The 14,034-nt window shown below is 65.8% G+C and carries 13 protein-coding genes; 3 read left to right on the top strand and 10 right to left on the bottom strand.

Annotated features, from left to right (window positions below; genetic code table 11):
• Window positions 1-251: 251 nt before the first annotated feature.
• From PCE31107_RS01085 to PCE31107_RS01075, 3 genes are all read left to right on the top strand, one after another.
• Window positions 252-701, top strand: coding sequence for a mobile mystery protein A (locus tag PCE31107_RS01085; RefSeq protein ID WP_246181676.1), 450 nt, complete (start codon window positions 252-254; stop codon window positions 699-701).
• Window positions 680-1,288: a mobile mystery protein B gene (locus PCE31107_RS01080; RefSeq protein WP_246181675.1), complete on the top strand. Its 609-nt coding sequence runs from the start codon at window positions 680-682 to the stop codon at window positions 1,286-1,288. The genes PCE31107_RS01085 and PCE31107_RS01080 overlap by 22 nt, the downstream gene beginning before the upstream one ends.
• A 67-nt stretch (window positions 1,289-1,355) precedes the next feature.
• Window positions 1,356-1,958 (top strand): GNAT family N-acetyltransferase, encoded by a 603-nt coding sequence (locus tag PCE31107_RS01075; RefSeq protein WP_150605967.1) that lies wholly within the window; start codon window positions 1,356-1,358, stop codon window positions 1,956-1,958.
• A gap of 13 nt (window positions 1,959-1,971) precedes the next feature.
• On the opposite strand, the gene PCE31107_RS01070 is transcribed toward PCE31107_RS01075, so the two are convergent.
• The 10 genes from PCE31107_RS01070 to PCE31107_RS01025 all read right to left on the bottom strand — a co-directional run bounded on the left by PCE31107_RS01070 (window position 1,972) and on the right by PCE31107_RS01025 (window position 13,872).
• Window positions 1,972-2,709 (bottom strand): glutathione S-transferase, encoded by a 738-nt coding sequence (locus tag PCE31107_RS01070; protein ID WP_150605965.1) that lies wholly within the window; start codon window positions 2,707-2,709, stop codon window positions 1,972-1,974.
• Window positions 2,710-2,727: 18 nt separating this feature from the next.
• On the bottom strand, window positions 2,728-3,771 hold the full coding sequence (locus tag PCE31107_RS01065; protein ID WP_484549306.1) for a diguanylate cyclase: 1,044 nt from the start codon (window positions 3,769-3,771) through the stop codon (window positions 2,728-2,730).
• Between the two features lie 13 nt (window positions 3,772-3,784).
• Complete coding sequence (cheB, locus tag PCE31107_RS01060) at window positions 3,785-4,792, bottom strand: chemotaxis response regulator protein-glutamate methylesterase (RefSeq protein ID WP_130024475.1); 1,008 nt, start codon at window positions 4,790-4,792, stop codon at window positions 3,785-3,787.
• Complete coding sequence (locus PCE31107_RS01055; RefSeq protein WP_150605962.1) at window positions 4,789-7,212, bottom strand: hybrid sensor histidine kinase/response regulator; 2,424 nt, start codon at window positions 7,210-7,212, stop codon at window positions 4,789-4,791. The genes cheB and PCE31107_RS01055 overlap by 4 nt, the downstream gene beginning before the upstream one ends.
• Window positions 7,209-7,862, bottom strand: a complete 654-nt coding sequence (locus PCE31107_RS01050) for a chemotaxis protein CheW (protein WP_150605960.1) — start codon at window positions 7,860-7,862, stop codon at window positions 7,209-7,211. Before PCE31107_RS01050 ends, PCE31107_RS01055 begins: the two co-directional genes overlap by 4 nt.
• Entirely contained in the window at window positions 7,859-9,331 is a 1,473-nt protein-coding gene (locus tag PCE31107_RS01045; RefSeq protein ID WP_150605958.1) for a CheR family methyltransferase, read from the bottom strand. The genes PCE31107_RS01050 and PCE31107_RS01045 overlap by 4 nt, the downstream gene beginning before the upstream one ends.
• A complete protein-coding gene (locus tag PCE31107_RS01040; RefSeq protein WP_150605956.1) occupies window positions 9,328-9,816 on the bottom strand; it encodes a chemotaxis protein CheW in 489 nt (162 codons plus the stop codon). Before PCE31107_RS01040 ends, PCE31107_RS01045 begins: the two co-directional genes overlap by 4 nt.
• 35 nt (window positions 9,817-9,851) lie before the next feature.
• Window positions 9,852-11,525: a methyl-accepting chemotaxis protein gene (locus PCE31107_RS01035; protein WP_281352545.1), complete on the bottom strand. Its 1,674-nt coding sequence runs from the start codon at window positions 11,523-11,525 to the stop codon at window positions 9,852-9,854.
• Between the two features lie 155 nt (window positions 11,526-11,680).
• Window positions 11,681-12,532 carry a beta-keto acid cleavage family enzyme gene (locus PCE31107_RS01030; protein ID WP_150605954.1) on the bottom strand — a complete coding sequence of 284 codons (852 nt, stop codon included), beginning with the start codon at window positions 12,530-12,532 and terminating at the stop codon, window positions 11,681-11,683.
• Window positions 12,529-13,872 (bottom strand): aspartate aminotransferase family protein, encoded by a 1,344-nt coding sequence (locus PCE31107_RS01025; RefSeq protein ID WP_150605952.1) that lies wholly within the window; start codon window positions 13,870-13,872, stop codon window positions 12,529-12,531. The genes PCE31107_RS01030 and PCE31107_RS01025 overlap by 4 nt, the downstream gene beginning before the upstream one ends.
• Window positions 13,873-14,034 lie beyond the last annotated feature (162 nt).

Genomic DNA, 14,034 nt, shown 5'->3' with positions numbered 1-14,034 from the left:
AAGCCATGCTGAGGCGCTGTAAAGCAATAACCTTTTTGCGCCGTCAACAATGCGCCCTCGTCGGAGAACGCTCCTCCTTCATTTCGCAGTAGCTCACAGGCGGCTAAATCAAGTAATTTTGATAGCCTATACGGCAGCAGACAAAAGCATTCTGATTCACTATAGGCTAGCATGCACTTGTAATTTGCTATCCTATAGGCTACTGTCCCTGTATTTTTCGCTAGCTTATAGGCAAGTAAATGCACTCGAGGATGAATCAACTCCGGCTCGAACAAGTCCAGAAATCGACCGAAGCGTATGCCGAATTAACGAAGCGCCGCGCGCCGCCTCGAGGCTGGTTGAAGCTTATTCGAGAATCACTAGGCCTAACCGAGCGGCAACAGGCCGAGCGCCTCGGCATCTCTGCGCCGACACTGCACAAGTCCGAGCAAGCGGAATCGGATGAACGAATCACACTCCGGCAATTGCGCAAGCTGGCAGAGGGGTTGGATTGTGAGCTGGTGTACGCCTTGGTACCCCGCAAACCACTCACGCAAGTGGTCGCGGAGCGGGCGCATGCCATCGCGCTGCAAGAGGTCGGCGGGGTCGCGCACACCATGAGTTTGGAGGACCAACGTCCGACAGCTGAACGCCTGCGACGACAGGTTGAGCAGCGCGCGGAAGAGTTGCTTCGTGGTCGATGGTCCGCACTATGGCGATAAGTTTTGACGAACAGGAGGGGCAAACGCCCCTCGATCCTGACGAAGTGGCTGGATTGAAACCGACGCATCTGGCCACGAAGAGTGAGCTTAACGACTGGGAGCAGGAGAACATCCTGGCGGCGGTAAGCTGGCTTCGCCGAACCCGCCAACCGGACGTGCTCAGTGAAGATTTCTGCCGCACGCTGCACAAGAAGATGTTCGACAAGACTTGGGCTTGGGACGGTACATTCCGAAAGTCCGACAAGAACATCGGATGCGATTGGACACAGGTGAGCGTCAAGCTGCGAGATCTTTTCGGCAATGTGCGTTACTGGATAGAAAACGAGGTCTTCTCGCCGGATGAAATCGCCGCGCGATTTCATCGTGAGCTAGTCTGGATTCACCCTTTTCCGAACGGAAATGGCCGACACTCACGAATGATGGCTGACGCGCTTTTGCGAGATATGAAGGCAACCCCTTTTACATGGGGCGATGGAGGCGACCTCGTCGAAGCCGACAACGCTCGCGTGCAATATTTAACCGCGTTGCGCGCTGCGGATGTCGGTGACTACACGTTGCTACTCGCCTTCGTTCGCAGCACCGCTTAAGTTTAACGAGCGAATGTCGTTCAAGAACGCGCTCGCTGGTAGAAATTCAACGTCCTGAACTTTTCGTATGCCGTCATCTTCCTCACATTCTTCCGCTCCCGGCGCACCGCAACGCGTCGGCGTCGAACCGGCGCGCTGCGCATGCAAGGTGCGCCCCGCGTGCGACGACGATCTGCCGGCCATTACGGCCATCTATGCACATCACGTGCGTACCGGTACGGCGTCGTTCGAGGAAGTGCCGCCCGACGAGGCCGAGATGCGCGCGCGCTGCACGAAGGTACTCGACGCCGGACTGCCGTACCTCGTTGCCGAGCGCGAAGGAAAGGTCCTCGGCTACGCGTACGCCACGCACTACCGGCCGCGCTCGGCTTATCGCTTCACGCTCGAAGACTCGGTGTACATCGCGGCGGATGCGACGGGACAGGGCATCGGGCGCGCGCTGCTGCTCGCACTCATCGCCCGCTGCGAAGGCGGCCCGTGGCGACAGCTGATTGCGAACGTCGGCGACAGCGGCAATGCGGCGTCGCTGGCACTGCACACGGCCTGCGGCTTCACACAAACGGGCGTGCTCAAGTCCGTCGGCTTCAAATTCGGCCGGTGGCTCGACACCGTGTTCATGCAGCGGCCGTTGAGGGCCGGCGACGCGACCCCGCCGGATTTGCCCGAGTAAGCCCGCAGCCGATTCAAAACGGCGAGGCGCGGTCCAGTGCCTTGTAGTGGCGGAAGATACCCGTGGTGTTGAAGGGGATGCGGCGCGGCGACTTCAGGTAGGCCGCAACGCGTGGCACCCGCGCCACGGCGTCGTGTACCGCCTGGCAACGCGGGAACGCCTTGGCAAATCCCGACATCGCGCGCGGAAATGCATAGTCCAGCCCGGCAATCACCTGAAACAGCGAGAGATCGGCGTACGACATCGCCCCTTCTGAAAGCCAGCCGCCCGCGTGTGGATTGTTCGCCAGCACGCGCTCGAAGTACGCGAAGTATTTAGGCAGGCGGTACTCGATGAGGTCCGCCGTGCGCTTGCGCGCTTCCGTGCGCTGCTGACTGTAGTACAAGCGGCTAGCGATGGGATGATGGCTGTCGTGTACCTCGACCACGAGATCGGCCAGTGTGAGCTGCAACTGGTTGACCCAACGTCGCGCACGCGGTGCCTCGCCCACCAGACCAAGCTGCGGCCCGAGATACGCAAGAATGTTTGCCGTCTGCCCGATCAATTCGTCGCCCACGCGCAGGAAAGGCGGTGCGTAGGGCGGATCCTGGCAAGCCGCGTCGTCCATCGTGCGCATCAGGCCATCCATGCCCTGCCCGGGCGCGTCGCCCTGCACGATCTCTACATACGGCGTGCCGGAGGCCTCGAAGGCCAGGCGGACAAATTCCCCGCGCCCTTGCAGGCCCGGCCAATAAAACAGCTCGAAGGTCATGTACCCTCCTCGGCAGGCTCAGGAAGCGCCCGGCTGCATCTCCACGCGATTCTTGCCCAGTTGCTTGGCGCGGTAGAGCGCCAGATCCGCCGATTCGATCAATGAAGTCGACGCCATGTGGGTGCGCGGCACCAACGACGCTCCGCCGATACTGACGGTGACATGCTGGCCGTTGGCCGAGCCGATGTGCGGAATCGCCATCGCATCGATCTGCGCGCGCACCCTTTCGGCGATCAGGGCCGCGCCACTCGCCGTCGTGTTCGGCAGCACGATCACGAACTCCTCGCCGCCGAAGCGCGCGGCGAGATCGGCCGGACGCGACGCCGCATCGGCAATCGTAGTGGCGACACGGCGCAGGACGTCGTCGCCCGCGATGTGGCCATACGTATCGTTATAGATCTTGAAGTTGTCGACGTCGATCATGAGCAGCGCCATCTCGCGTTGCTCGCGCAGCGCGCGGCGCCATTCCGCGCTGAAGTACTCGTCGAAATAGCGGCGATTTGCCAGCCCGGTCAGGCCATCGGAATGCGTCAGCCGCTGCAGTTCGAGATTCGTCTCCAGCAACTGCTGCTGGCTCTCGCGCAGGGCGCGGTAAGCCTCGTCGCGCTGCAGCAGGTTCATGTAGGAGCGCGAGTGATAGCGAATGCGCGCGATCAGTTCGATGGGGTCGGGCAGCTTGACCAGATAGTCGTTGGCGCCCGCCGCGAACGCTTCACGCTTGATGGTCGACTCTTCCTTCGTCGAGAGCACGATGATCGGAATGTCGCGCGTGAGCGGACTGGCACGATACTGCCGCACCAGCGACAAACCGTCGGTGCCCGGCATCACGAGATCTTGCAGGATGACCGTCGGACGCGTGGTTTCCGCCACGCGTTGCGCATCGTCCGGACTCGAACAATAGTGGAAGTCGATGTTCGCCTCCCCCGCGAGCGCGCGGCGAATCGCTTCACCGACCATCGCCTGATCATCAACGAGCAACACCATCGCCGATGATTCGTTCAGGCTGCTTTCGGCGCCCGCCGCTTGCGCGACCGGCTTGGGAGGGCGTGGCGTTATCGTCATGTTTTGCGTCCTGTCATACCGTTCCAAATAGCGTCACCAGTTGCGGCGCAATGCTCGCCAGCGGCAGAATCTGCGACGCCGCACCGGCCTCTGCCGCCGCTTTGGGCATGCCATACACCGCACTCGTCTCGCGATCCTGCGCAATGGTGATAAAGCCCTGCGCGCGCATGGCGCCGAGCCCGGCCGCGCCGTCGCGGCCCATGCCGGTGAGCAGCACGCCCACCGCGCGCGCGCGCCAGTTCTCGGCCACGCTTTGCAGGAAGACGTCGATGGACGGACGATACACCGCGTCCGTCGGCTCGTCGGCAAACGCGCACCGCCCACCCGCGTCCACGCGCAGATGGCGATTGCCGCCCGCGAGCAGCACCACGCCGGCGCTCGGACGCTCGCCCGCTCGCGCCAAACGCACGGTGAGCGGCGTTTGCTGATCGAGCCAGTCCGCCATGCCCGGGGCAAACGCTTCGTCCACGTGCTGTACGACGACCACGCCCGCGCCGAAGTTCACCGGCAAACGCCCCAGCAACGTTGCGAGCGCCGCAGGCCCTCCGGCGGACGCCCCGATGGCGACCAGCGCGTCGGCTCTCGCGGGCGCGCGCGGTGCGGCGCTCGGCGCCGGCCGGCGCGCGTCGGCCTGCTGGGCCGCGATGGCCTCGATCTTCGCCAGCAGCGACGATGCCGGCCGCGCCCGATCCGCACTGCCCAGCACCGGCGTATCGACGGCATCCAGCGCACCGGCGCCCATCGCATCGAACACCAGACTCGCATGATGCCCCACGTCCGACGTCACGATGAGAATCGGACAGGGCGAGCGTCGCATGATCTCACGCGTGGCCGCCACGCCGTCCATCACGGGCATGACGAGATCCATCAGCACGAGGTCCGGCGGGGTGGGCGTGCACATCGACACCGCCTGTGCCCCATCATGCGCCACCCATGCCACGTCGAACCCCGGGCGTTGCGCGAGCGTGCGACGCAGCGCCTCGACGGCGATGCTCGAATCGTTGACGATCCCAATCCTCATGACCCCGGCTCCCCGATGAGGTCCACCACGGCGCGCAACAACGCGTCGTCGTGAAAACTGCCTTTCGCGAGGTAATAATCGGCGCCGGCATCGAGTCCGCGCTGTCGATCCTCCTCACGATCCTTGTAAGACACGATCATGACCGGCAACGCTGCCGTGCGCGCGTCGCGCTTGATGAGCGTGACCAGCTCCACGCCGTCCATGCGTGGCATGTCGACGTCGGTAATCACCATATCGAACGTCTCGCTGCGCACGGCATTCCAACCGTCCATACCGTCGACGGCGACGCGCACCTCGTAGCCTCGCGCCGCCAGCAGTTTGCGTTCGAGTTCGCGCACGGTCAACGAATCGTCGACGACGAGCACGCGCTTGCTGGCACGTCCGCTCGTTTGGGCGGCGCGCACCGGCACCCGTTCGAGCGACCCCAGCTCCACCGCCTTGGCAATGGAGCGCACCAGATCGGCCGTATCGATGATGAGCAACGGGGCGCCGTCTTCCGTGAGCGCCCCGGCGGCAATGTTGGGTACCTTGCCGAGCCGGGTGTCGAGCGGTTGCACGACGAGCATGCGCTCGCCCAGGAACTTGTCGACGGCCAGCCCGTAACGCGCGTCGCCGTCGCCGAACACGACCACCGGTTGATCCCCCGCCACCGCGACCGGCGCACCGCCGCACAGGACTTGCTGCGCGCTCACGAGTCCGATCTGCTTGCCATCGAGCGTGAAGTGCGGACGCCCTTCGAGCACAGCAATGTGCTCTTGCGGGAGCGCCAGCGTGCGCGACAGGTTCGCGAGCGGCAACGCATACGGCTCGCCCGCGATCTCCACGAGCAGGCTGCGCACCACGGAGAGCGTGAGCGGCAACTGCAGAATGACTTTCGTGCCGCGCCCCGGCGTGTGCTCGATGCGCACGGTGCCACGCACCGTCGCCACCATCGCCCGCACCGCGTCAAGTCCAACGCCGCGTCCGGAGACGTCCGTCACCGTATCGCGCAGCGTGAAACCAGGCAGCATCAGGAATTCGAGCAGCTCGTTGTCGTCGAGCCGCTGTGCCGTGTCCGGTGTGGCCAGCCCGCGCGCGACCACCGCCCGTCGCACGCGTTCGAGATCGATGCCCGCACCGTCGTCCGCAACGCTCACAAGCAACAGCCCCGCGCTGTGCCGCGCGCTGAGCGTGATGACGCCCTCGGCCGGCTTGCCCGCCGCCGCGCGCTCGGCTGGGCGCTCCAATCCGTGGTCGACGGCGTTGCGCAGCAAATGGCCGAGTGGCGCTTCAAGCTGATCGAGAATGTCGCGATCGACCGGCGTATGCGCGCCACGAATCTCCAGCCGCGCCGGTTTGCCGAGCGAGCGCCCCAGGTCGCGCACCATGCGCGCAAATCCGCCCAGCCGGTCGTCGAGCGGACGCATCCGGCACGCGAGCGCTTCGTCGTACAGCCGCTGCGACAGTTGCGTCGAGCGCCGGTCGAACTCGTCCAGCTCGTGCATCTGCTCGGCCAACAACTGCCCGCCGACGCTCAGTGCGCGCCGCAGATCGGCCAGCGCCGCGAGCAACACCTGACGGTCTTCATCGGAACGATCCACCACTTGCGCAAGCGCCGAACTCACGCGGTCCAATGCATCGCCCGCCTCATGCTGATGACGCTTGAGCCGCTGCAACGACTGCGCGAACGGCTGCGTCCAGCGCGACGCCACCAACCCCTCGCTGGAGAGTCGCAGCAGTCGGTTCAGATTGTCCGCCGACACACGCAACGCGCGTGACGCGGGGTCAGCGACGTCACTGTCGTTGGTCGTGTCGTGGTTGTCGCGCACTTCGTAGGGCTCGGGCGCGCCGGGCGGGGCCGGCGACGCCGGCGATACGTGCGCGGCGATCGTCATGGCGTCGGGCGCGGGCGGCGTCGCCGACGTCGGCATGCCGTAACTGGCGTAATCGAATGCCGTGGGTTCGGCCGACGGCATGGGCATCGCGGCGCTCACGAGGGTGGCATCGGCGGGCGTCTGCATCGCATCACTCGTCAACGTGGCGAGCTGCCCGGTGAACGACGTGACGAAGGCGTCGATTTCCGCTTTGCCCGCGCCCTGCGCCCAGTTCGGATCGCGGCCCGGCGGATGCGCCAGACGCATGAGCAGATCGACACCCTGCAGCAGGCGGTCGATGAGCGTTGCGTCGAGCAGAAGGGCGCCTCGCTGTGCCGCGACGAAGGCATCTTCGAGCACGTGGGCGAGCGCCACGCCGGCGTCGACGCCCACGATACGCGCCGCCCCCTTGAGCGAATGCGCGGCCCGCATGCAGGCTTCGAGCCGCGACGCGTCGGTCGGCGCGCGCTCGAGCGCCAGCAATCCGTCGCCGAGCACTTGCGCCTGCGTCTGCGTTTCCATGCGGAATAGATCGAGCAGCGTGGCGTCGTGCAGGTCGTCGCTCATGCGAGGCTCCTGTCGAATGCCGCACCCACACGTAACGGATCCAGCACACCGACAACGTGCTCGCGCCAGGGCAACACGGCGACCGCCAGGCCGTCGCTCGCACCGAACGCCGTCGAGGGCACCGCGCCGAGCGCTTCGCGTGCAGGCGTGACCGTGCCATGCACCTCGGCCACGGGAAACGCGCTCAAATGGTGACCGTGACGCAGCGCCAGCAGGCGCGACGCACTCGCGCGCAACGTATTCGACGGGGCCGTCTCGGCGCGCGGGGCCGGTTGCACGCCGAGCAGGGCTTCCAAGGACACGCATGGCACGAGCGCGCCGCGCAGGTTGACCAATCCGAGGCAGGCGGGTTGACGGTGTCCCGGCACCGAATGCCAGCCGCACATCGGCGCCACGGATTCAATGGCCGACGCCGGTAGCGCGAGCCATTCGTCGCCCAGACGGAAGAGCAACAGCGGCGTGCCGCGCGCCGCCGCCTCGCGACCCACCACCGCGCGCCACGGGGCCGGGTCAACGGGCACGACCGGCAGACGATCGAGCAGCTCGGCCGCCTGCCGATGCAACGCACCGGCGTGCGAGGGCGCTTGGGAATTCGGGTGGCGTGCGTCGGACACCGAATCGGCCTCATGCACGAAGTCGCGATTTGTCATCGATGTCGGGTCCCGTGACGCGGCACGTTGTCAGGCGATGCGCTCGACGTTGTCGTCTTGCGTTGGGTGGCATTCGTGCGTTCGGCACGTTCAGCACGTTCGAGCAGACGACGCGCGCCGGCGGCATCGCCGCGCGCGTCGAGTTGTGCCGCGCAATGCACAAGCGCTTCGTAATGTCCCGGGTCGAGATACAGCGCACGACGATAATGGACGAGTGCGCCCTGGGCATCGCCCCGCGCGTCTTCGACCAAGCCGAGCAGATACTCGGCTTGCGCGTTCGCGCGATCGGTCGCAAGCACGGTGCGGCACAATGCGACGGCGCGCACAAAATCGCCCGCGTCGGCCGCCACGCGCGCTTGTTCGAGTTGCGCATCGACGGCAGCGGTATTGGTCGCAGCGGCAGCAGCGGTAGCGGACGCAGCAGCGGCGCGAAGCGCTCCGGGCGGCTTCGCCACAACGTTCTGCCTCGCCTGCAACGGGACCGGCGAGCCCGAGAGACCGGCATGGGCCACGAGCCGACCTTCGGCGCGTCGCTGCGCCACGGCGTCGACGGCACTCACCGGCGGCATCGCGTTGAACGGATCAAGCGTTCCCGCAATGCGCGACACGCCGGCGGGTGGTGGCACCACGTCGCGCACCGGCCCCGCGACGCGAAACGCGAACGCCTGCACGTGTCCGGTCGACGTCAAGCCATTGCTGGTCAATGTGCCGCCTTCCGCCGGCCCGGCGAAGAGGGTCGCGCCCATGCGCATGAGGCGTTCGAGCGCGGCGATCGCCCGGCGCTGCCCGTCGCGATCGAAGTAGATCAGCACGTTGCGGAAGAACACGAAGTCGAACGTGCCCAGCCGATCGACCAGCGTGGCATCGAACAGATTGCCCGCGTGCCAGCGCACCTGCGTGCTCAGCGCCCCGATGACGCGATAGCCGTCGTCATCCGGCGTGAAAAAGCGCTCGCGAAACGACAGCGATTCGGGCGGGCCGCGAAACGAGTTGCGGCCGTAGCGCCCCTCACGCGCGAGGGCAAGTCCACGTTCACTGATATCGAGCGCGTCGACGGTGAAATCGCTGGCACCGAACCCCGCGTCGAACATCGCCATGGCCATCGAGTAGGGTTCCTCGCCCGTGGCACACGGCAGGCTCAACAGCCGCAGCGGCTGGCCTTCACGCACCGTGCCGCGTCGCGTGGCCCGTTCGTCGCGCGCCAGTTGCGCCAGCACCGTGAACGCCTCGCGATGCCGGAAGAACCAGGTCTCGGGCACGACGACCGCTTCGATCAACGCCTGAAGCTCCTGCGGCGACTGCTGCAGCCATTGCCAGTATTGCGAATACGCGGGCGCGTCTTGCATCTCGGGTGGGAGCGCGGCGAGCCGCGTGCGCACGGCACGCTCGATGGCATGCGCACCGAGCGTTTGCGCGTCGAGCCCCATGGTCTCGCGCAGCAGGCGTTCGATGTCGTGGACACGGCTCATGACGACGCCTCCGGTGTCTCGGCCAACGCGTCGCGCGCGGCGTCGAAGAGCAGCGCGCGCGCCTCGTCGGTCAACAGTTGATCGATTCGCACCCACTGCACGAGACCGTCGTCGGTGTCGAGCACGGGGCCGAGGTAACGGCCTTCGGGCAGATCGACACCGCTCGATTGGAACGCCGAAGCGTCGGCGCGCAACGTGTCGGTCGCGCGCTCGACGCGCACCCCGAGACGGCGCGCATTGGGACCGGGCGCCGGGTAATGCACGAGCACCAGACGCGTGGATCGGCGCTCGGGCGCGCTCACCCCCGTGGCCAGCCGCGTCAGATCGATAACGGGCACCGGCTCGCCACGATAGCTGAAGGCCCCGGCCACCCACGCCGGCGCGGCAGGCAGGTGCTTGAGCGCGAGCCACGGCAGCACCTCAGCCACCTGACTGGCTTCGATGACGTAGTGATCGGTCGCGATGGCGAAACGCAGGAACAACATGGCGAGGTCCGCGAATGACGTAGTGGCGCGTTACTTCACGCCAGCCCCACGGGCGGCAGCGTCTGCACCTTGAAGCGCGAGACGCCGCTCTTGAGTCCGTTGGCGACGTGATTGAGTTCTTCGATGGCCTGACTCGATTGCTGCAGCGATTCGGCGGTCTGCTGCGCCGCCTCGGAGAGTTGCACCAGCGCCTGATTGATCTGCTCGGCCCCGGTCGCCTGCGCCTGCATGCCTTCGTTGACGACCTGGAAGCGCGGCGAGAGCGTTTGCACCTGCGCGATGATCTGCGCGAGCTGATCGCCGACCTGACGCATCTCGTCCATGCCGCGCCGCACCTCCTCGGTGAACTTGTCCATGCCCATCACCCCGGCCGACACGGCCGATTGAATCTCCTTGATCATCTGTTCGATGTCGTAGGTGGCCACCGCCGTCTGGTCGGCCAGCCGCCGGATCTCGGTCGCCACCACGGCAAAGCCGCGTCCGTACTCGCCCGCCTTTTCGGCCTCGATGGCCGCATTGAGCGAGAGCAGGTTGGTCTGGTCGGCCACCTTCGTGATCGTGGTGACGACTTGATTGATGTTGCCCGCCTTCTCGTTGAGGATGCCGAGCTTGCCGTTGACCGACCCCGCCGCCTCCACGACGTGACGCATGGCGTCCTCCATGCGCGTGAGGCCAACGTGCCCCGTGCCCGCCAGCGACGCCGCGTGTTCGGCCACGCCCGCGACCTCGGTCATGGTGCGCGCCAGATCACGCGACGTAGCGAAGATCTCGCGCGAGGTCGCGCCGATTTCCGTCGTCGTCGCCGCCGTCTCCGAGGCCGTGGCTTGCTGCTGACGCGACGTGGCGGCAATCTCGGTCACCGACGTCGTTACCTGCAACGCCGACTTCTGCGCCTGTCCGACCAGCCCCGTGAGTTCATCCGTCATCCGGTTGAAGCCCGCCTCCAGCGCACCGAATTCGTCGCGCCGTTCCAGATCGAGACGCTGCGTCAGATCGCCCGAGCGCATCACTTCCAGAATCTGCATGACACTCGCAAGCGGTACGCTGATGGCCCGGAACAGCAGCCAGCCGGCTAACAAGGCGCAGGCAAGCGCCACGGCCAGCGTGATGAGCAAGGTCGCTTTGGCCGCGATCACGGACTGGCTGATGTTGTGAGTCGACTCGTCGGCAAAGGTCTTGTTCGTATCGATGAGATGCTGGATCGCCGTGCGCCCACGGCCCCATTCGGGGTAAAGCTGCTCCGACACCATCGAACGCGCCGCGGCGATCTGACCGTCGGCGACCAGCTTGAGCACCTGATTGCTGACGCTGCCATACTGCTGGCGCACGCTGCGCACTTCGTCGTACTGGACGCGATCGATGTCGCGGTTGACCGTGGTGCCGTAGTCCTTGAGCCATTCGTCGATCTTGCCATTGGCGGCGCGAAGCACATCGAGATCGCTCGCTCGGGCCTTGTCGTTGTCGTCGACGGACACGACCTGCTGAAGCATCTGGAAGCTCTCGAACCAGGCGCCGCGCAGCATCGTGCTGTAGTACAGGCCGGGCGTGGAGTCGGTCTCCACGCTGATCGCCTCCTGCTGGATGGCCATCAGCCGCGTAAAGGCGATGCCGGCCATGAGGGCCATCAAGGCGATGATCAGGCCAAAACTGGCCAGAATGCGATGTCGGATCGACCAGTGTTTCACGCCGCGCTCCCGTTCGTTGTGCATACCCGGTGCCGGGGAAGGGGCGACGCGGGCCTGTTTGAGGTTACGCCGATTCTATTACAGCGGCCCGGTCGGGCAACGTCGGTCAGACCTTGTATTTGGGTTTATTTCTGAATTGAGGCGGTCCGGGCACCCGCGGCGGTGCCCGCCACGGCCATTCAGCGGGTCAGGTCGCGAAGGGCGTCGGCCGTCATGGGCACGAGCGCCAGTGGCATCGCGGCCGACGTCAACGCGCGAAGCGACGCCGCGTTGTCGGGCGAGGTGCTGCCATCCGGCAGGTGGAGATTGTTTTCGAAGCCGATCCGGGCGTGGCCCCCATGCAACACGGCCGCCAGCGCGCACTCGGCCTCGCGCGGTCCGAACGCGCACATCGCCCACGGTGTGGCCGTGGTCGCCTCGCCCAGCGCTTGTGCCCCCGTCTGCCAGGCCGCGAGAAACGGTAGCAGGTCCGACGGCGACGACAACTGCCCCTTGCTGTACCGGCCCAGTACGAACAAGACCCAATGACGGCCCGGACGGATTGCCCCGTTCGCTCGCAAGCGCCAGTAGTGCGCCACGTCCTCGGTGTCGTACAGGATGTACTGCGTCGTGATCCCGGCTTGCCAGAGCCAGGCGAAGAACGCTTCGGCCGCGGGCGCATGCGCGGCGTCGGGCAGCACTTCGCGCAACGCCACCGAAATCGCTTCGGGATGCAAGGCACGCACCGTCGCGATCTGTTGCTCGGGGGTATAACAGCCGACTGCCTCGGTCGTCACTTGCAGTACGAGTTCGTTGCCCACGGCACGTTGCACCGCGTCGATGCCGGCGATGTAATCCGGCACCTCGAGGCTGTGCGTGCCATCAGCCTTGCGAACGTGCAGGTGAATCATCGCCGCGCCCGCCTCCAGACACGCCTTCGCGCACGCGCCGAGTTCCTTCGGCGTCATGGGCAGCGCACGATGATCGACGTGCGTGCGGCGGGCGCCGTTGGGCGCGACGGCCAGCGCGAAAGCGCGTGTCGTACCGGTCATCGTGCGCCTCCCGTCATCACGCCGGTGACATCGGCCACCGCCAACGCCAACCGTTCCACGATGCGGTCGATGTCCGCCGGCTGACAGATGAACGGCGGTGCGATCAACGCGTGATCGCCATGCACGCCATCGACCGTGCCCCCCATCGGGTAGATCAGCAAACCGCGCGCCTTGGCCGCCGCCTTGAGCCGTGCGTGCATCTTGTCGGCCGTCGGGAGTGTCTGCCTGGTCGCACGGTCGGCGACGAATTCGACACCGACGAACAGCCCCCGGCCACGCACATCACCCACGTTAGGGTGATCGGCGAAGACTTCGCGCAGGCGCGCCCGCAGTTGCTCGCCACGCGCTTGCACGTTCTCCAGCAGATGCTCCTCGGCAATCGTGCGCTGCACGGCCAACGCCGCCGCGCAGGCCATCGCGTGTCCCAGATACGTATGACCATGCTGGAAGAATCCGGAGCCGCCGACCACGGCATCGAAGATTTTATCGGTGCACAGCATCGCCCCGATCGGCTGATAGCCAGCGCCCAGCCCCTTGGCGATGACGAGAATGTCCGGCACCACGCCGTCTTCCTCGCACGCGAACAGGTAGCCCGTGCGCCCCATGCCCGACATCACTTCATCGAGCAGCAGCAGCACGCCGTACTTGTCACACACGGCGCGAATGCGTTTGAAATAGTCGCCCACCGGCGGCACCGCGCCCGCCGTCGCACCCACCACGGTTTCCGCAACAAACGCGATCACCCGATCGGCACCGAGTTCGAGGATTTTCGCTTCGAGTTCGTCGGCCAGACGCTGGACATACACTGCATCACCCTCGCCCTCAAGCCGCTCGCGATACGCGAAGCAGGGCGAAACGTGGTGGGCCGGCACCAGCAGCGGCAGGAACGGCTCACGCCGCCACGCGTTACCGCCGATGGCCAGCGCGCCAAGGGTGTTGCCGTGATAGCTCTGACGACGCGCAATGAAGTACTGACGCTGCGGCTGGCCGATCTCCACGAAGTACTGCCGCGCCAGCTTGAGCGCCGCCTCCACCCCCTCCGATCCGCCACTGACGAAATACACGTGATTCAAATCGCCGGGCGCGCTCGCGGCCAGCGTGTCGGCCAATTGCTCGGCGACTTCCGTCGTGAAGAACGAGGTATGCGCGTAAGCCAGTTGCGCCGCCTGCTGCTGCATCGCCTCGATCACGCGCGGGTGACCGTGTCCCAGACATGAGACGGCGGCGCCGCCGCACGCGTCGAGATAACGCTGGCCCGTGCTGTCGATCAGCTCGATGCCCTGGCCGCCGACCGCGACGGGCAAGGTTTGGCGCGGGTTGCGGTGAAACACATGAGTCATGCCTGAACCTCTGACGGAAAGATGGCGCGTCGCGCGATGACCGCCCAGCCACCCATTTACGCGAACGATGGGGCTCAGTGTAGGGGCATTGCGCCGTTTTTGCAACATATGTTTCACTCGTTTTGTTGTCGCAACATTTTACTCAATCGCCTGAACTTGCCC

This window comes from Pandoraea cepalis, from assembly GCF_902459625.1.
GTDB classification, from domain to species: Bacteria; Pseudomonadota; Gammaproteobacteria; order Burkholderiales; family Burkholderiaceae; genus Pandoraea; species Pandoraea cepalis.
This window is presented reverse-complemented; position numbering and strand designations above follow the sequence as displayed.